At 63.2% G+C, this 19,160-nt stretch carries 13 protein-coding genes and 1 pseudogene; 6 read left to right on the forward strand and 8 right to left on the reverse strand.

The annotated features are described in order from the left end of the window. Positions 1–162: 162 nt before the first annotated feature. Positions 163–2,607 (reverse strand): ATP-dependent helicase HrpB, encoded by a 2,445-nt coding sequence (hrpB, locus tag ACSQ2A_RS07745; protein WP_436071743.1) that lies wholly within the window; start codon positions 2,605–2,607, stop codon positions 163–165. 203 nt (positions 2,608–2,810) lie between these two features. Here hrpB and ACSQ2A_RS07750 point away from each other — a divergent pair, with 203 nt between their 5' ends. Then, positions 2,811–3,677, forward strand: coding sequence for an aldose 1-epimerase family protein (locus tag ACSQ2A_RS07750; RefSeq protein WP_436071744.1), 867 nt, complete (start codon positions 2,811–2,813; stop codon positions 3,675–3,677). 133 nt (positions 3,678–3,810) lie between these two features. Here the strand turns inward: ACSQ2A_RS07750 and ACSQ2A_RS07755 are convergent, their stop codons facing one another. Beyond that, positions 3,811–5,322, reverse strand: coding sequence for a helicase HerA domain-containing protein (locus ACSQ2A_RS07755; RefSeq protein ID WP_436071745.1), 1,512 nt, complete (start codon positions 5,320–5,322; stop codon positions 3,811–3,813). 90 nt (positions 5,323–5,412) lie between these two features. Beyond that, positions 5,413–6,036 (reverse strand): class I SAM-dependent methyltransferase, encoded by a 624-nt coding sequence (locus ACSQ2A_RS07760; protein WP_436071746.1) that lies wholly within the window; start codon positions 6,034–6,036, stop codon positions 5,413–5,415. 95 nt (positions 6,037–6,131) lie between these two features. On the opposite strand from ACSQ2A_RS07760, the gene ACSQ2A_RS07765 reads away from it, so the two are divergent. From ACSQ2A_RS07765 to ACSQ2A_RS07785, 5 genes are all read left to right on the forward strand, one after another. Next, positions 6,132–7,037, forward strand: a complete 906-nt coding sequence (locus ACSQ2A_RS07765; protein ID WP_436071747.1) for a LysR family transcriptional regulator — start codon at positions 6,132–6,134, stop codon at positions 7,035–7,037. Positions 7,038–7,174: 137 nt separating this feature from the next. Further along, a complete protein-coding gene (locus ACSQ2A_RS07770; protein WP_436071748.1) occupies positions 7,175–7,852 on the forward strand; it encodes a GntR family transcriptional regulator in 678 nt (225 codons plus the stop codon). Positions 7,853–7,952: 100 nt separating this feature from the next. After that, positions 7,953–9,641: an ABC transporter ATP-binding protein gene (locus ACSQ2A_RS07775; RefSeq protein WP_436071749.1), complete on the forward strand. Its 1,689-nt coding sequence runs from the start codon at positions 7,953–7,955 to the stop codon at positions 9,639–9,641. Beyond that, entirely contained in the window at positions 9,638–10,612 is a 975-nt protein-coding gene (locus ACSQ2A_RS07780; RefSeq protein ID WP_436071750.1) for an aldo/keto reductase, read from the forward strand. The genes ACSQ2A_RS07775 and ACSQ2A_RS07780 overlap by 4 nt, the downstream gene beginning before the upstream one ends. A gap of 70 nt (positions 10,613–10,682) precedes the next feature. Next, on the forward strand, positions 10,683–13,592 hold the full coding sequence (locus ACSQ2A_RS07785) for an insulinase family protein (protein ID WP_436071751.1): 2,910 nt from the start codon (positions 10,683–10,685) through the stop codon (positions 13,590–13,592). A gap of 82 nt (positions 13,593–13,674) precedes the next feature. On the opposite strand, the gene ACSQ2A_RS07790 is transcribed toward ACSQ2A_RS07785, so the two are convergent. From ACSQ2A_RS07790 to ACSQ2A_RS07810, 5 genes and pseudogenes are all read right to left on the reverse strand, one after another. Continuing rightward, positions 13,675–15,078 (reverse strand): NAD(P)(+) transhydrogenase (Re/Si-specific) subunit beta, encoded by a 1,404-nt coding sequence (locus tag ACSQ2A_RS07790; protein WP_436072270.1) that lies wholly within the window; start codon positions 15,076–15,078, stop codon positions 13,675–13,677. Positions 15,079–15,086: 8 nt separating this feature from the next. Continuing rightward, positions 15,087–15,449: a proton-translocating transhydrogenase family protein gene (locus ACSQ2A_RS07795; protein WP_295415939.1), complete on the reverse strand. Its 363-nt coding sequence runs from the start codon at positions 15,447–15,449 to the stop codon at positions 15,087–15,089. 373 nt (positions 15,450–15,822) lie between these two features. Further along, positions 15,823–17,070 (reverse strand): annotated as a pseudogene (locus ACSQ2A_RS07800) (Re/Si-specific NAD(P)(+) transhydrogenase subunit alpha); the annotation flags it as partial. Positions 17,071–17,127: 57 nt separating this feature from the next. Beyond that, positions 17,128–17,241 (reverse strand): aa3-type cytochrome c oxidase subunit IV, encoded by a 114-nt coding sequence (locus tag ACSQ2A_RS07805; protein WP_295415937.1) that lies wholly within the window; start codon positions 17,239–17,241, stop codon positions 17,128–17,130. 91 nt (positions 17,242–17,332) lie between these two features. After that, the gene (locus tag ACSQ2A_RS07810) at positions 17,333–19,135 is read right to left on the reverse strand and encodes a M3 family oligoendopeptidase (RefSeq protein WP_436071752.1); all 1,803 of its coding nucleotides are present in this window, start codon (positions 19,133–19,135) and stop codon (positions 17,333–17,335) included. Positions 19,136–19,160: the final 25 nt, after the last annotated feature.

The following is a 19,160-nucleotide window of genomic DNA, read 5'->3' on the forward strand; positions in this document are numbered from 1 at the left end:
TAGACAAAACCCGCGGTGCGAGCCGCGGGTTTTTTGCTTTCATAGACGCCAGCCACATACTCGGTGTCATTCCCGCGCAAGCGGGAATCTCCGTTTCAGGCGCTGCTCCAGCGAAGAGAGATTCCCGCTTTCGCGGGAATGACGCTGTGGGTGGGTGGGATCTTAAGTGCCTCTTGGTTTCGCGCGGCTGGTGGCCGGGGCCGCAATTGGATCGTCGGGCCAGGGGTGGCGGGGGTAGCGACCCTTCAAATCCTTGGCGACGTCTTTCCAGCTGCCGCGCCAGAAGCCGGGGAGGTCGCGGGTCGTTTGGATGGGGCGATGGGCGGGGGAGAGCAGGACCAGCAGCAGGGGAATGCGGCCGTTCGCGATACTGGGGTGGCGGTCGAGGCCGAAAAGTTCCTGCACGCGGATTTCGAGGGCCGGGCCGTTTTCGGCGGCGTAGTCGATGGGGAGGTGACTACCGGAAGGGGCGGAAAAGTGGCTGGGGAGCAGGCGGTCGATTTCCTGCTTTTTGGCCCAGGGCAGGAGCGTATCGAGGGCTTGGCCGAGGTGATCGGCGGAGATGCTCGAGAGACGGGTTTCGCCGGTGATGTGGGGCACGAGCCAGTCCGGGTCGGCGGCGAGGGCAGTGTCGGAGAGGTCGGGCCAATCCTCCCCAAGAGTTTGGCGCAGGAAGGTGGCGCGGGCGCGGAGGGCTTTTTGGTCCTTGCTCCAGGGCAGGGTTTCCGGGCGTTTTAGGGCTGCTTCGGCGAGGAGTTCGGCGGCGCGTTCGAGGTCGGTGACGGGGATGGGTTCGTCGGCGAGGCGCAGGGTGTCGAGGCGGCGCTGGCGGCGGGCCCTAACGGAGCCGGAGGCGGGGTCGAAGGTGAGCGTGGTTTCGCTCACGATGTGATTGCCGAAGAGGGTTTCGAGATCGGCGGGGTCGAGGGCGGCGGCGGAGCGGATGCGGCCTTGGGTGGCGCTGCCGGTGATATCGGCGATGACGAGGAAGCTGGCGCCGGCGAGGGAGTGGGTTTCATCGACCTGGGCCTGACGGCCATTGGCCAGACGAAAACGGCCGCGTGGGCCGGCGGGTTGGGCAACGCGATCGGGGAAGGCGCGGGCGAGGTGGTGACCGGGGTCGCGGGCTTCGTCGTTTTGCCCACCCGCGAGTTTGCTCCAGCGTTTTGCCATGACGCGGGCGTCCTGTGCGCGGGGGGAGCGGTCTGTCCGAAAACGGTCGAGGCGGCGGGCGAGGTCGGTGTCGTCTCCGCCGAGGCCGCGTTCGCCGATGAGGACGGCGAGTTCGGCCGCGGTTTCAGCGTCGCCGTCTTCGGCGCCAGTAACGACCATGTGGGCGAGGCGCGGATGGAGCGGGAGTTTGGCGAGGGCTTTGCCGGCCTGTGTGAGGCGGCCTTCGTCATCGATGGCGTCGAGGCGGGTGAGGAGCGCCTTGGCTTCGGCCCAGGCGGGGGCGGGCGGCGGATCGAGGAAGGCGAGATTTTTGGGGTCGCTGACGCCCCAGGCGGCGAGGTCGAGGATGAGGCCGGAGAGGTCGGCGGAGAGGATTTCGGGGGTCTCGAAGGCTTCGAGGGCTGCGGTCTGGCCGAGGTTCCAGAGGCGGATGGCGACGCCGGGCGAGGTGCGGCCGGCGCGGCCGCGGCGCTGGTCGGCGCCGGCGCGGGAGACACGAACGGTGGCGAGGGTGGTCAGGCCCGTGGCTGGCTCATAGACCGGGACGCGGCGGAAACCGGAATCGACGACGATACGAACGCCTTCGATGGTCAGCGAGGTTTCGGCGATGGAGGTGGCGAGGACGATCTTGCGGCGGCCGGCAGGCGAGGGCTGGATGGCGGCGTCCTGCTCGGCGGGGGTGAGCTGACCGTAGAGCGGGGCGAGGTCGGTGTTGGGCGGCAGGCGCGTGGAAAGACGTTCGGCGGTGCGGGTGATTTCGCCCTGGCCAGGGAGGAAGACGAGGGCAGAGCCTTCATGCTCGCGCATGGCTTTGAGGACCGCCTTTGTGACTTGGTCTTCGAGGCGCTCCAGAGGGTCGGGTTCGGCATAGATGGTGTCCACCGGAAAGGTGCGGCCGGGGCTGTCGATGACGGGCGCTCCGTCGAGGAGTTTGGCGACGCTGATGCCGTCGATGGTGGCCGACATGACGAGAAGTTTCAGGTCCGGACGCAGGGCGCGGGCATCGAGCGCGAGGGCAAGGCCGAGATCGGCGTCGAGGCTGCGTTCGTGGAATTCGTCGAAGAGGACGGCGGCGACGCCTGAAAGCTCGGGGTCGTCCTGCAGCATGCGCGTAAACACGCCTTCGGTGACGACTTCGATCCGCGTCTTTGCCGAGACCTTTGACTCCATGCGCACGCGGAAGCCGACGGTCTCACCGACCTCCTCGCCGAGGAGCTTTGCCATTTGTCTTGCAGCGGCGCGGGCAGCGAGGCGGCGGGGTTCGAGGACGATGATGCGGCCGTCATTGCGCCAGGGGGCGTCGAGCAAGGCGAGGGGTACGCGGGTGGTCTTGCCGGCGCCAGGCTGGGCGACGAGCACGGCGCTGCTGCCCCGGGCAAGGGCATCGGCCAAAGCCGGCAGGGCGGCATCGATGGGCAGCGGCGGCATTGTCATTGTGAACGCGTCCTTTACCCGCTGCTTACTCGCGACCTGCTAATCACTCAAGCGATTGCCTGTGGCCAGGTTTTTGCCGCGCCTTCACATTGCAAAAGTGATCCCATCGCTTTTGGTGAAGGCATTTCAGGTGGTTTCCTTGATTATTCAACAAGGCTAGGGTCCGCTGCCCCGCCTAAAGAGAGATTGCCTGGAGGACGCACATGCAACTCACTCGAATCAGCAATAGCGACCTGACCGTAGACGTGGCGGCTCTGGGAGCCGAAATGCAGTCGCTATCGACCCGGGATGGTCGAAACTGGCTGTGGAGCGGAGATGCCACTTTTTGGACCGGCCGGTCGCCGGTTCTGTTCCCCATGGTGGGTCGCGCCCCCATGGACGTGGTCAGTGTCGAAGACAAACGCTACCAGATGGGCCAGCACGGCTTTGCCCGGCGCAGTGCCTTTACGCTCGTGGAAGAGTGGCGCGAGCACTGCATCTACCGGCTCGAAGCCTCGGAAGCGAGCCGGGCCATGTTCCCGTTCGATTTCCAGCTCGATGTTGAGCATCGGCTGGAAGGGCGGGCGGTGATCGTTACCGCGACCGTCACCAATAGGGATTCCGTGATCATGCCCTATGGGGTGGGTTTTCATCCAGCTTTCGCCTGGCCGCTGCCGGGCGGCGAGGGACAGAAGCACAGCGTGATACTCGAAAATGGCGGGGAGCCGGCGCTGTTCCGCCTATCGGGAGGTTTGGTCAATCCCGAGCCGCTGGCCTCGCCCTTCGTGGCTGGTGCGCTGGCGCTGAACCATGCCGATTTCGAGAAGGATGCGATGATCTTTCCGGATGGAGCCGGGGCAGGGCTGGTCTATGGGGCCGAGAACGGCCCGAGCATTAACTTCACCTGGGAAAACCTGCCCAACTTTGCGCTCTGGACCAAGCCGGGGGCGGGATTTGTGTGCCTCGAGCCATGGCACGGGACGGCGGCGGAAGTCGGGGGCACGGATGCGCTGGATCAGCGGCCGTACACCGCTCTGCTGGGGCCGGGGGCGGTAGCGAAATATTCGTTCAGGGCGGAGTTGGTGGGGTAGGCCAGAGGCTGCGCCTACCCCCGCACCCAGCATTTCAAAATTCTCAGATCCCCGCGAAAGCGGGGATTTTCGTTGGGAAACAGGGATTCCCGCTTTCGCGGGAATGACACCGTGGATGGGGTTGGAGGCGGAGTTACTCGGCCGCGCCGCGCTCGTCGGCCAGAACGTCCGGGCCATTGGGATCGCCGGGGGCTGTTTCGACGCCGAGATCGGGGAAGGCGGCGATGCGCTGGTTGCGGAAGTCGGTGCGGATGACGATCAGGCCGCGCTCTTCAAACCAGGTGAGAAGGCGACGGGCGCGGCTAGTCGAGTGCGTGCCGTAGAGGCGGGCGATGGTTGCGTCCGAGGGGCAGGGGCCGCCGGTGAGGGCGGCTTGCGCGAGGACCAGGAAGACGCCCTGTACGTCGTCGGTGAGCGTTTCCGAGAGCGTGAGGGCCTGCTGCCAGCCGTCGGATGAGGCGGTTTCTTCGTCGGGTGCGACGCGCGCGACGGCGAGGAGGCGCTTGAAGGCGGGCAGGGCCGGCGGTTCGCCGGGCACGCGGCGAATGCGGCAGCGCACCAGAAAATCCTGATAGAGCTGCGCGGTATTGCGGAAACCGGCATCGGGGTCGCTCATCAATTCGATCATGACCGACTTGATGGTCTCTTCGCGCTCGGCTTCGTCGATTTCGGGGAAGAGCGAGGTCGGCTCCGGTTCGCGCTCGGCGCGGGCACGGGCGACCTGGGCGAGGAGTTCGTTGGTCGAGGGGGGCGGGGGCGGCGCGGGGCGGCGCACGACCGGGCGGGCGATCTCATCCGGGTCCATGGTGAAGATCAGGTCGGCGGCATCGACCGGGGCTTCGGGGAGCGGAGTCAGTTTGGGGCTCGTGGAACGGGCCGAGGTTTCGACGGGGCCGATGACGATGGGCAGCGGACGACGCGAGACGGCCGGGCCAAGGGCGACGAAGTGTCCACGCGCCAGATCGCGAAATTGTTCGGCCTGGCGGCGGTCCATGCCGAGGAGGTCGGCGGCGCGGGCCATGTCGATGTCGAGGAAGGTGCGACCCATCAGGAAGTTTGACGCTTCGGCCGCGACGTTTTTCGCCAGTTTGGCGAGGCGTTGGGTGGCGATGACGCCGGCAAGGCCGCGCTTGCGGCCGCGGCACATAAGGTTGGTCATGGCGCCGAGGGAAACTTTTCGGGCTTCGTCCGACACTTCGCCGGCAGCGGCGGGGGCAAAGAGTTGGGCTTCGTCGACGACGACGAGGACGGGGTACCAGAAATCGCGATCGGCATCGAACATGCCACCAAGGAAGGCGGCGGCGGCGCGCATCTGCTGCTCGGCATCGAGCCCTTCGAGATTGACGACGACCGAGACGCGATGCTGGCGCACGCGGGTGGCTATGCGGGTCAGTTCGGCTTCGGTGCGGGTGGCGTCGACGACGAGATGGCCGAACTTATCAGCGAGCGTGACGAAATCGCCCTCGGGGTCGATGACGCATTGCTGCACCCAGGGGGCGGATTGTTCGAGGAGGCGCCGCAGAAGGTGGGATTTGCCGGAACCGGAATTGCCCTGGACCAGGAGACGGGTGGCCAGCAATTCCTCAAGGTCCATGTGGGCAGTGCCGGTACCCCGGCTCTCGCCCATGTCGATTGCAACCTGCATCTCAACTCCAGCACACGCGTGGAGGGACCTTTAGCACGCCGCGGCGCCGATTCGGCAAAGCGGCAGTTCAATTCACAGAGTCTTGGGGTTTTAGGCCGGCTTGCGGGCGATCATGAAGACGGCGGCCTTCTTCTGCGGCAGCCATTCGTGCTCGACGGCAAAGCCGGCAGTCTCCATGGCGGAGCGCAACTGGTTTTGCGTCATGACATCGAGATGGGGCAGGAAACCAAGCCGGTTGCCAAGGGGCGCGACGAAGCGGATGAAGGGCATCATGTCGCCGAGGCAGGCCGTGCTGGTGAGGAAATAGCCGCCGGGTTTCAGGGCCCGAAAGATCTTGGCAATGGCGGCCTCCTTGTTTTTGAGCAGGTGCAGGATGGACATGCCGAGCACCATGTCGAGGCTTTCGGGGGCGAGGTCGACGTTTTCGATGGAGCCGACTTCGAAGGTTACGTTTTTTGTGCCGGCCTTTTCGGCTTTGCCCTGCGCGATCTCGATCATGCGTTCGGAAAAATCGACGGCGCGGATGTGGCGGACATTGGCGGCGTGGATCAGGGCGGTGGAGCCGGTGCCGCAGCCGAATTCGAAGAGCTCCATATCGGGGCGCAAGAGGCGCCGGGTGGCGGCGAGCTTGGTCTGATAGGCGGTTTCGTCGGCGACCGGCTGGGCGGCGTAGCGGTCGGCCATGCGATTCCAGAACGCTTGTTGTCCGCTCATGCCGGTTCTCCTCCACTGTTCCATCGCAAGGAAAATAGAGCTTTGCGCGGGTCAACAAAATTGCAGAAACAGGCACAGATCATATACATGGATGCATGGATGATCGCCGCGACCTCGACTGGAATCAGATGCGTGCGCTTCTCGCCACTGTGGAGGCGGGGTCGCTTTCGGGCGCGGCGAGAAAGCTGGGGCTGACCCAGCCGACGCTGGGGCGGCAGGTGGCGGCGCTGGAGAAAAGCCTGGGCGTGACGCTGTTCGAGCGCGTCGGGCGCGGGCTGGTGCTGACTCAGGCGGGGCGGGAACTGGTTGCCCCGCTCAGGGCCATGGGCGAGGCATCGGACACGATCGCGCTGGTGGCGTCGCGGCAGTCGCAGTCGGTGGAGGGGCTGGTTCGCATCACCGCCAGCGATGTCTATGCGCAATATCTTTTACCGCCTGTTCTCGTCAAATTGCGGCAGATGGCGCCGGGCATTGTTGTGGACGTGGTCGCTTCCAATTCGGTGGAGGACCTGATCCGGCGCAAGGCAGACATTGCCATTCGGCATGTGCCGCCGCAGGAGGCGGAGCTTATTGCGCGGCGGCTGCCGGATACGGTGGCCAAAATCTATGGCACGCCGGAACTGCTCGACAGGATAGGACGGCCGGTCGATCAGGCCGGCTTGAGCCGGGCCGAGTTTGTCGGCTTTTCCGATAGTGTCGAGATCATCCTCGCCGAATTGCAGCGCAATGGCCTGTCGCTGACGGCGGCGAATTTTCCGCTGCTGACCAATAGTGGCCTCGTCGCCTGGGATTGGGTGCGGCGCGGCATGCTATTGGGCCTGATGATGGAGGCGGTGGCCGAGCGCACACCTGAGGTAGAAGAGGCCTGGCCCGCCTTTGTCGGCGTGCCGGTGCCGACATGGCTTGCGACGCATCGCGAATTGCGGACGGCGCGGCGCATAAGGGTCGTGTTCGACCTCCTCGCCGAGGCGCTGGCTGCGGTGTCGCAACCGGCGAATTGACATGGGGCGCGAATGCCATTCTTGTATGGAAGGATGGGGAAGATGCCAAAAGCCCAGAAAACTGTGGAAGTCGGCGGGGGCATAGAGCCACGGCCGCCATTTCGGCCCATGGTCGGCAATCAAGGAATCGGTGAGCCATGGCCGCAGCGGCATTGGAAAATACCAAGGAAACCATCGCCATGCGCGTCGTCGATGCGCTGCGCGATGATATCATCACCATGGCGCTCAAGCCTGGCGATGTGATTTCCGAAAGCGATATTGCCGGCCGCTATGGCGTGTCGCGCCAGCCGGTGCGTGAAGCCTTTATTCGATTGGCCCAGCAGGGTCTGCTTTTGATCCGTCCCAAGCGGGCGACGGTGGTGAAGAAGATTTCGCCGGTCGGGGTGCGGCAATCACGCTTCATTCGCGAAAGCATCGAGGTGGAAATCATCCGCCGGGTTGCCGGGCAGCCGAGCGATGATGCGGCAAACGTGCTGACAAAACTGATCGCCGACCAGGAAGCGGCGTCCGATGCCGGTGACTCCCGGCGCTTTCATACGCTCGACGAGCTGTTCCACCGGACTCTCGCGCGTCTGGCGGGTGTCGAATATGCTTGGCAGCTCATCGACGATCACAAGATGCAGCTTGATCGCGTGCGCTATCTGACGCTCGGCGTCTCTTCGACGCAGCGGGCGATTGCTGAGCACAAGCAGATTGTAGAGGCGGTGGCCAAGGCCGATCCGATGGCTGCCGAGACGGCGATGCGGGCGCATCTGGCCCGGGCCGAACTGCTGCTCAACCAGACGATCTCGGATTTTCCTGACTATTTTGAATAGGCTGCGCGTCCCCTTTCTGCTCGCAGCGGGTTGACCCGAGGCGCTCGCCTCGTCAGGTTACGCGTCCTTCTGAACGCCCCGGCAGACGAGCGGAACGCCCATGACCCGAACGGACTGGACGACGGCCTTGCCCGCCCTGCGGGCTATTTTGCGCCATTTTTGGAAAGACTCGCGCCTGATGCTGGCCGGCATCACGGTGGTCACGCTCGCCTCCTCGGTTCTTTCCATCGCGACGCCCTATGTGTTTTCGCGGCTGGTCGACGAGCTGGCCGCCGGCAATGTCGCGGCCGGTATTGCTACGGCTTTTGTCGGCTATGCGGTGATGCGGGGCTTTGAGACGCTGTTTGGCTATGCCTCGGGTTTCATGTCGTTCATGACCTCGGAAAACCTGAAATTCAGCGCGGCGACGGAGTTTTTTTCAAAGCTTCTCAAAAAGCCCGGCACCTTCTTCATCGAGCACAATCCGGTGGCGATCCAGACGGCGCGGGCGCAGGGCGAAGGGGCCGTGCAATCGCTGGTGCAACTGGCGCTGATGGTGTTTGTGCCCGGCGTGGCACAGATCGCCCTTTCCATAGCTCTGCTTGGCACGGCGATCAGCGGCGAGATTGTCGTCATCGTGGTGATCTATGGGCTCTGCTTCATCACGCTGACCTATTTCGCCAATCAATGGACGCGGCCGCTGCTCGACAAGGCGATCGAAGCGAATCAGGACAATGCGCGTTTTGTCGGCAATTCCGTCAATGCGATGGAGACGATCCGCTACTTCAACGGGGATCGCTGGATCAGCGAGAAGTTTGCCGAAAAGGCGGAGTTGGCGCGCGCATCCTGGGTCGGCTGGTCTTGGCGGCGCATTGCGCTGTCGGGGTTGTTTGGTCTGGCGCTCGCCGTGCAGCTGGCGGTGACCTATGTGATCCTCTTGCCGCGCTTTGCCGAGGGGCTGATGACGCTGGGCGATATCGTGCTGATCAACCTCGTGCTGGTGCAGCTCAACCGGCCGTTCGAAATGATCGGCACGGCGATCGACGAGGTGATGCGGTCGATCTCGCGCTTCAAGCCTTTTGCTGAGATGTGGCAGGCGCCGGACGATCGGGCGAGCCATGGTGATCGCCATCTGACATCGGTCACGGGGCAGATTAGTTTTGACGGGGTCGGCTTCCGCTATGGTGACCGGCAGACGCTCGAAGCCGTGTCCTTTTCCGTGTCGCCCGGACGCATTGCCTTCATCACGGGGCCGACCGGGGTGGGCAAGACGACGCTGTTCCGGCTGGCGCTCAAATCGCTGGAGCCGACGGAGGGGCGCATTCTCGTCGATGGTGTCGATCTCGCGCAGATTGATCGGTCTGACTGGTATGATGCCGTGGGCGTTGTGCCGCAGGATGTGATGCTGCTCAACGATTCCATTGCCGCCAATATCGTGCTTGGGCGGCCATTCGATATGGAGCGCATGCGGCAGGCAGCGGCCAGTGCCTCGATCCTTGGCTTTATCGAAAACCTACCGGAAGGTTTTGAAACCACGGTGGGCGAGCGCGGCCTAAAACTTTCGGGTGGGGAAAGGCAGCGCGTGTCGATAGCGCGTGCACTTTACGCGAGGCCCAAAGTATTGTTCCTCGACGAAGCGAGTTCGGCCCTCGATGAGACAACCGAGGGACAGATCATGCGCGAATTGCGGGGGCTGGATGGGGTGACCATCCTCGCCATTACGCATAGACGCAGCGTGATCGGGCCGGATGATCAGATTATCACGCTGGGTACGGAACCGGCGGACAAGGATACGGAGAGCCTGGAATGAAGACGCGGCGCTTGGGCAAGACGGGTTTTGAGGTCAGCGAGATCGGCCTTGGCTGCTGGCAATTGGGCGGCGATTTTGGGCCGGTCGAGGACGAGGCGGCTTCAGCCATTCTCGATGCAGCCAATGGCGCCGGGATCAATTTCTGGGATACGGCCGATGTTTATGGCGGCGGGCTTTCCGAGCGCCGGATTGGCGCCCATGCCAAGGCATTTGGCGTGAAGGTTGCAACCAAGCTTGGCCGTTCGGCGGCGCTCTTTCCCAACAAGTATAGCAAGGACCGGGTGCGCGAGAGCCTTGTCGGTTCGGCGCAGCGGCTTGGCGTTGCCTCGCTCGACCTGGCGCAGCTTCACTGCGTGCCGACCGAGGTGCTGCGCGACGGCGCGATCTTTGGCTGGATGGACGAGTTCAAGGCCGAAGGGCTGGTGCGCCATTGGGGCGCCAGCGTCGAGACCATCGAAGAGGCGATGATTTGCCTCGAACAGCCGGGCTGCGCGACGCTGCAGATCATTTTCAACCTGCTGCGCCAGGATGCGGCGGAAAAGCTGCTGCCGCTGGCGGCGGAAAAGGATGTCGGCATCATCGTGCGCCTGCCGCTTGCGAGTGGGCTCCTGAGCGGCAAGTATGACAAGACGTCGACGTTCGAGGAAACCGACCATCGCAATTACAATCGCGATGGCCAGGCCTTCTCGGTGGGCGAAACCTTTTCGGGCATCAAGTTCGAGAGGGGTGTCGAGCTGGTGCAGGAATTGAAGGGGCTGGCGCCCGAGGGCGTGCCGATGAGCCAGTTTGCGCTGCGCTGGATTCTCGATCATCCGCAGGTTTCCACCATCATTGCCGGCGTGTCGAAGCCCGAGCAGATCGCCGACAATGTTGCTGCCACCGAGCGCAAGAACCTGTTCCCGGCGCTGATGAACCAGCTCGGCGAGTGGTATCAGAAAGAAGTGAAGCCCGAGATCCGCGGCGGGGTGTAGGCCCGGCCCTAGCGGAACCGTACCGCCGCACCTAGGTTAGCTTCACAAAACAACAAGACGAGCCAGTATCATGTCTATCCATCCCGCTTTCGAGCTTGTGCGCGACGAGTCCATTGCCGAGATCAATTCGCAGGCGCAGCTCTTTCGGCACAAGAAGACCGGGGCGGAGGTGCTGAGCCTTGTCAATGACGACGAGAACAAGGTTTTTGGCGTGACGCTGAAGACGCCGCCCGATGACTCGACCGGCATTGCGCATATTCTCGAGCATTCGGTGCTGTGCGGCAGCAGAAAATATCCTGTGAAGAAGCCGTTCGTGGAGCTGCTCAAGGGCTCCATGCACACTTTCCTCAACGCCATGACCTTTCCGGACAAGACGGCCTATCCGGTGGCGAGCGCCAATCTCAAGGATTTTTACAACCTTGTGGATGTCTATCTCGACGCCGTGTTTTTCCCGCTTCTTACGGAAGACACGTTTGCGCAGGAGGGCTGGCACTATGAGCTGGATAGCCTCGATGCGCCGCTCGTTTACAAGGGCGTTGTCTTCAACGAGATGAAGGGCGTGTTTTCCTCGCCCGACTCGGTGATGCACGACCAGACGCAGCGGGCGCTTTATCCCGATACGATTTATGGACTCTCCTCGGGTGGCGACCCCAAGGATATCCCAGCGCTGACCTATGAGCAGTTCAAGCGCTTTCACACCAAGTTCTACCACCCCTCCAATGCCCGCGTGGTTTTTTCGGGCGATGACGCGCCGGAGAAGCGGCTCGAAATTCTGGACGAGGTTTTCAGCCAATTCGATGCGGCGCCCGTGGACGCCGATATTGCGTTGCAGCCGCGCTGGAATGCACCGCGGCAGGTGAGCGGGGCCTATGCCGGGACGGTCGACGCGGAAAAGCGTCGTGACGGCATGGCGAGCGTCAACTGGATGATCGATCCGCCAAGCGGCCGTGAGGAAACGCTGAGCCACGGCCTGCTGAGCTATCTGCTGGCCGGCAATGCGGCGGCGCCGCTGCGCAAGAAGCTGACCGAGAGCGGGATTGGCGAGAGCATGCTGGGCGGTGGCATTTCCACCTGGCTGCGCCAGCCCATGGCTGGGTTCGGGTTGAAGGGGATCGATCCGGCGGACGCCGAAAAGGTCGAAAAGCTGGTGCTCGATACGCTGGCGGAACTCGCCGAAACCGGCTTTTCCGACGAGCAGCGCGAGGCGGCGCTCAACACGTTTGAATTCCATCTGCGCGAGCAGAACACCGGCGGCCAGCCGCGGGGTATGAGCTATATGTTCACCGCGCTTGGCTCGTGGCTGCATGGCGGCGATCCGCTGGAGCCGCTGACTTTTGAAGCGGCGCTGACGGCGCTGAAGGAAAAGGCCGGGCAGGGGCATTTCGAGAAGGAAATCCGTCGCCTGTTCCTCGACAACACGCATCGCATCACCTCGAAGATCGAAGCTGATCCGGAGCTGGGTGCGCGCGAAAAGAGGCAAGAAGACGACAAGCTCGCCGCGGTTCGTGCTGGCATGGACGACGCGGCGCTGAAGGCGACGATTGCGCAGACCGAGAAGCTGAAGGCGCTGCAGGAAGAGGTCGACAAGCCGGAAGACCTGGCAAAGATTCCGACGCTGACGCTGGGCGATCTCGACCGCTCGATCCGTACGCTGCCGACTGATGAGAGCAATCTCCATGGTGCGCGGCTGATGCATCACGATCTGCCGACGCTGGGGATCCTGTATCTCGATCTCGGCTTTGACCTGAAGGTCTTGGAGCCGGCGCTGCTGCCCTATCTGCCGTTGTTCGGTCGGGCGCTGTTGCAGACCGGCACGAGCAAGGAGGATTTTGTCAGCCTGACGCAGCGCATTGGGCGCACGACGGGCGGCATTTCCCAGCATCGCAGCCTTGCGACGCGGCTCGACAATGACGAGACGGCGGCCTGGTTCTTCCTGTCGGGGAAATCGGTGCCGGCCAAGTTTGGCGACATGCTCGACATCATGGGCGAGGTGTTGCTCGATGCGCGGCTCGACAACAAGGAGCGCATTCGTCAGATGGCGCTGGAGGAAAAGGCGGGTTTTGAGGCCCGTATGATCCCGGCCGGCAACTCCATTGTCGATACGCGCCTCAAGGCCGGCCTGACCGAGGCAAGCTGGGCGGCTGAGCAATTGGGTGGCGTCAGCTATCTCAACTTCCTGCGCGATCTGGTGAAGCGCATTGATAGCGATTGGGCTGGGGTGGAAGCCACGTTCCGGCGCATCCGCGATGTCCTCTTCAATCGCAAGGGCATGGTGGTCAACCTGACGGCCGACGCGAGCCTCTTTACCGAGACGCGCGGTGTGCTGGCGAGCTTCGTCGAGGGGCTGCCGCAGAGCGATGCGGTGACGCATGACTGGGGCTTTGCGGCGGAGCCGAAGTCCGAGGGCTTGGTCATTCCGGCGCAGGTCAATTATGTCGGCAAGGGCGCGAACCTGAAGGCGCTGGGTTATGAAGCCTCGGCGGCTTCGGCCGTGGTGCTGCGCTTCCTCAACACGACCTATCTCTGGGACAAGGTGCGCGTACAGGGCGGGGCCTATGGTGGGTCGAGCCGGTTTGACCTGTCATCGGGCAATTTCTCGTTCCTATCCTATCGCGACCCGAACCTGCTCAAGACGCTCGATGTCTATGACGGTGCGGCCAAGGCGCTGCGGGCGGGGATTGGCGAGACCGATCTGACGCGCTCGATCATCGGCGTTATTGGCGATGCTGACCGGCCGGAATTCGTCGATTCCAAGGGCTATTCTGCCATGTGGCGGATACTTACCGGCACGACTGATGCCATCCGCCAGCAGCGCCGGGATGAAATCCTTGGCGCCAGCCAGAAGGACTTTTCGGCGCTGGCCGATGCGCTCGATGTGCTGGCCGAGAAGGGCCATGTGGTGGTGCTGGGTGGCGAGACGGCTATCAAGGCGGCGAATGATCAGCGGCCGGGGCTGATGGAAGTCAGCAAGGTGATGTGAGGCAACGCGCCAAACAAAGATCCCCGCTTTCGCGGGGATCACACAGTGGATGAGATGGGGCGCCTTGGGCGCCCACAATGTTTTAGTGGCCGAGGCTCTTCACGATGTCTTCGGTGACCTTTTTGGCATCGCCAAAAAGCATCATCGTGTTGTCGCGGAAGAAGAGTTCGTTCTGGACGCCGGCATAGCCGGCGGCCATGCCGCGCTTGATGAAGAGCACTGTGCCGGCGTCTTCGACGTTGAGGACCGGCATGCCGTAGATCGGCGAGGTCTTGTCGGTCTTGGCGGCGGGGTTGGTCACGTCATTGGCGCCGATGACGAAGGCGACGTCGGACTGGGCGAATTCGGAATTGATGTCTTCCAGTTCGAACACTTCGTCATAGGGCACATTGGCTTCGGCGAGCAGCACGTTCATGTGGCCCGGCATGCGGCCGGCAACGGGGTGGATAGCGTATTTGACTTCGACGCCTGCCGCCTTGAGCTGATCGGCCATTTCACGCAGGGCGTGCTGGGCCTGAGCCACGGCCATGCCATAGCCGGGCACGATGATGACCTTGCCGGCATTCTTCATGAGGAAGGCAGCGTCTTCGGCTGCGCCCTGTTTTACGGGGCGGTCTTCTTCGGCGCCGCCGGTAGCGGATGAAGTGTCACCACCAAAGCCGCCGAGGATGACCGAGATGAAGCTACGGTTCATCGCCTTGCACATGATGTACGAGAGGATCGCGCCCGAGGAACCGACAAGGGCGCCGGTGATGATCAGGGCCGTATTGCCCAAGGTGAAACCGATGCCGGCTGCGGCCCAACCCGAATAGGAATTGAGCATGGAGACGACGACGGGCATGTCGGCGCCGCCGATCGGGATGATCATCAGGCCGCCGAGGACGAGGGCGAGCACGGTGATGGCCCAGAACAGCCAGGGTTCGGCCGTGACCGTGAAGGCCCAGACCAGCGCCAGCAGCACGATGCCGAGGACGATGTGGATCAGGTGGCGGGCCGGCAGTATGATTGGCTTGCCACTCATATTGCCGTTGAGCTTGGCAAAGGCGATGACCGAGCCGGTGAAGGTGAAGGCGCCGATAGCGACGCCGATCGACATTTCGATAAGCGCCTGGGCGTGGATATCGCCGGGCACGCCGATGCCGAAGGCTTCGGGGGCGTAGAGCGCGGCGGCTGCGACGAAGACGGCGGCGAGGCCGACCAGCGAGTGGAAAGCGGCGACAAGCTGGGGCATGTCGGTCATCTTCACTTCGCGGGCGACATAGGCGCCGATGCCGCCACCGAGGCCAAGGCCGCCGATGATCAGCAGCCAGCTCACCCAATCACTGGGGGCCGCGACGAGGAGCGTGGTGACCACGGCGATGGCCATGCCGACCATGCCGTAGAGATTGCCCTGGCGGGCGGAACGGGGGCTCGAAAGCCCGCGCAGCGCCAGGATGAAGAGCACGCCCGCAACGAGATAGAAGAGGGCGGCGATATTGGCGTCGATCATTTCGCTCAGCCCTTCTTCTTGTACATGGCCAGCATGCGCTGGGTCACGAGGAAGCCACCAAAAATGTTCACGGAGGCGAAGACGAGGGCGATGAAGCCAAAGACCTTGCTGATCCAGCTGGCGTCATTGGCGAGTTGCACGCCGACGGCGAGCAGGGCGCCGACGACGATCACCGAGGAAATGGCGTTGGTGACGCTCATCAGTGGCGTGTGGAGAGCAGGGGTGACGCTCCAGACCACGAAATAGCCAACGAAGATCGCCAGCACGAAAATGGCGAGGCGGAAGATGAAGGGGTCGATGGCCCCGCCAATGGCCCCATGGGCCAGGGCAGTCGCGGCATCGGCGACCGTGTTTGCAGTTGCTTCCATTTTACTGGCCCCCCTCCGGTGCGGCAGTCTTCTTCACGGCCGGTTTTTTTGTCGCCGGCTTCTTGGCCGCAGGTTTTTGCGCTGCGGCGGAATGGTCTTCTACGTGTTCTGCCGGTTTGGTGGCCGGCTTTTTGGTAGCGCGCGGTTTCGGTGCTGCCGGTGGGGCCGCGGCGCTGTGGTCGGGTTCGGCGGCGGCGGGCGCTGCTGCCTTCTTGGCGGCGGGTTTTTTCGCTGTCACCGTTTTGGTGGCTGGTGCCTTGGCAGGGGCGTGATCTTCGACATGTTCGGCCGGCTTGGTGGCCGGTTTCTTCGTGCCGGTTTTTGGCGCCGGCTTGGCGATCGAGGCGCTGTGGTCGACCTGATGCTCGGCGGGCTTGGCTGGAGCCTTGCGGGCGGCGCCGGTCTTGGCTGGCGCGGCCTTGGCTTCGACCTTGCTGCTTGGCGTCTTGGGCGCGGCCTTTGGCACGGCGACCGGTGCGGCAACAGCCGGGGCCGCTGCGGCGGCAAAGTTGGGGTGCACTACGGTGCCATCGCGGGTGAGGACGGTGGCTTTGACCAGATCGTCGTCCCAGTTGATCGCGAGCTTTTTGTCCTTCTTGTCGATCAGGGTTTCGAGGAAGGAGAGAAGGTTTTTCGCATAGAGCTGGCTGGCGGTGGTGGGGATGCGGCTGGCGAGATTGGTGAAGCCGATGATGGTTACGCCATTGTGGTCGACAACCTCGTCGGGACGGGTCAGTTCGACATTGCCGCCGCGTTCGGCGGCGAGGTCGACGATGACCGAGCCGGGGGCCATGCTCTCGACCATCGCCCGGGTGACGAGTTTTGGTGCCGGGCGGCCGGGGATGAGGGCGGTGGTGACGACGATATCTTGCTTGGCGATATGGCCGGCGACGAGCTCGGCCTGGGCTTGGCTCTCGACCAGGGTCAGTTCGCGGGCATAGCCACCAGTGCCCGAGGCGTCTTTCAACGCATCGGTCATGACAAATTTGGCGCCGAGCGATTCAACCTGTTCGCCGGCTGCGGCGCGCACGTCGGTTGCCGAGACTACTGCGCCCAGACGACGAGCGGTGGCGATGGCCTGGAGACCGGCGACGCCGGCGCCCATGACGAAGGTCTTGGCCGGGCGCACGGTGCCGGCGGCAGTCATCATCATCGGGAGGGCGCGGCCGAAATGGGCAGCTGCTTCGATGACGGCCTGGTAGCCGGCGAGATTGGCCTGGGAGGAAAGAATATCCATCACCTGCGCACGGGTGATGCGCGGCATGAATTCCATGGCAATGGCGGTGACGCCTGATTTGGCGAGGGCGGCGACTTCGCTCTCATTGCCGTAGGGGTCGAGCGCGGCGATGAGGAGAGCGCCGGGATTGGTGCCGGCGAGCGCCTTGGCGGCGGGGCGGCGCACGGCGAGGACGATGTCTGCGCCCTTGACCGCTTCGGCCGCGGAAGCGGCGATACTGGCGCCGGCTTCGGCGAACTGGGCGTCGCTGATGCGAGAACCCTGACCCGCGCCCTTTTCGACACTGATATCTGCGCCAAGCCCGATCAGCTTGGCGACGGTTTCGGGCGTGGCGGCGACGCGATGTTCGCCTGCCACGGTTTCCCGCAGAACCGCAATTTTCATGAGAACTCTCCTACCCGCCTGCCGGCGGGCAGGCAGCTCTTGCCTGCTAAAGGTGTTTTAGGGCTGGACCACGAAGAACAGAATGATCAGCAGGGCGGCCGTGCCGATGACCGACCACTTCACCGCGGCAATGAAGCCGTTATAGGTCTTTTCGTGTTCGGTGTAATCCATTGCGGATTCCAGTACCGGCTCGGAGTGGTGTTGGGCGTGCTTTGCGGCCATCTCGTCCTCGAAAGTATAGTCGTCTTCTATTCTAGTGCACTCAGGGCGAAGTCGCCTCAAGTTCGTCGATCAGCCCTTCGATCATCGAAAGGCCGAGCGACCAGAAGTTGGGGTCCTTGGCATCGAGCCCAAAGGGCGCCAGAAGTTCGGAATGATGCTTGCTTCCCCCGGCCTTCAGGAGCTCGAAATAGCGCTCCGCAAAGCCTTCACTCGACTTCTCATACTGTGCGTAGAGCGAGTTCACAAGGCAATCACCGAAAGCATAGGCATAGACGTAGAAGGGCGAATGGATGAAGTGCGGGATATAGGTCCAGAAGATGTCATAACCTTCGTTCTGGATGATCCCGTCGCCGAGTGACTCGGACTGAACGTCGAGCCAGATCTGGTTGATTTCCTCGGTGCGCAATTCGCCCTGGCGACGCGCGGTGTGGACCCGGCGCTCGAAGGTGTAGAAGGCGATCTGGCGAACCACGGTGTTGAGCATGTCCTCTACCTTGGACGAGAGCAGGGCAAAGCGCTGCTTGGGGTCGGTGGTCTTGTCGAGGAGCGCCCTAAAGGTCAGCATTTCGCCGAAGACCGAGGCAGTTTCGGCCAGGGTAAGCGGGGTATTGGCGAGGATCGGGCCCTGCGCGGCGGCGAGGCGCTGATGCACGCCATGGCCCAGCTCATGGGCGAGGGTCATGATATCGCGGGTGCGGCCGAGATAGTTGAGCATCAGGTAGGGATGGGCGCTGGGGACGGTCGGGTGCGCGAAGGCGCCGGAAAGTTTGCCTTCGCCGGTGGGCGCGTCGATCCAGCCTGAATTGAAGAAGGGTTTTGCGACGTCTGCCAGATCAGGCGAGAAGCGGCCATAGGCGTCGAGCACGGTGGTGACGGCCGTGTCCCAATCCCAGATGCGCTCGTCGCTGGTTGGCAGCGGGGCATTGCGGTCCCAGGCGTTCAGCTTTTCCTTGCCGAACCACTTGGCCTTCATCTTGTAGTAGCGGTGCGACAGGCGCGGATAGGCGGCTTCCACGGCCGACTGCAGGGCGTCGACGACTTCGCGTTCGACCGAATTGGCCATATGGCGGCTATCCGCAATGTCTTCGTAGCCGCGCCAGCGGTCGGAAATTTCCTTGTCCTTGGCCAGCACATTGGTGATGTGGGTGAAGAGCCGGCCATTGGTCTTGAAAGTTTTGGCGAGCGCGTTGAAGGCGCTTTCTCGCTTCTTCTCGTCCTTCTCGGACAGGAGGTGCAGGGTCGATTCAAGGTTCAGCACCTCGCCATCGACCTCGAATTCGAGGCTCGACATGGTCTCGTCAAAGAGCCGGTTCCAGGCGGAGAAGGCGGTGACGGACTTGTCGTGGAACAGCTCTTCGAGCTTGTCGTCGAGCTGGTAGGGTTTTGCTTTCCGCAGTTCGGCGAACCAGGTCTTGTAGCGGGCGAGTTCGGGGTCGCGCGCAATGGCGTCGTCGAGTTCGGCATCGTCAACGCGGTTGAGTTCGAGTTCGAAGAACAGCACGCGGGTGGAGAGCGTGGTCAGCGCTTCATTGGTGTCGCCCATGAATTTGGCGCGGTCGGGATCGGTCGAGCGCTGCGCATATTGGAGGAAGGCGAAGGAGCCGATGCGGCCAGTGATATCGCCCAGAACTTCGCTATCCCTGATCGCCTGGATAAGGCCACCGGACTTGGTGAGGTCGGCGAGCTTGCCCTTGTAGTCGCTCTCGAATTTGGCGGCGAGGCGCTTCGACTCTTCGAGCGCAGCCTTGAATTCGGCGCTGTCCTTGCCGGGATAGAGATCATTGAGGTCCCAGGTGGGCAGATTGCCGAACTGGTTGTGACCCTTTTGTGCGACAGCGCTCATGGATAAACTCCCGAATAGTCTTAAG

The sequence above is a fragment of the Devosia sp. LjRoot3 genome (assembly GCF_964252865.1).
GTDB lineage: Bacteria > Pseudomonadota > Alphaproteobacteria > Rhizobiales > Devosiaceae > Devosia.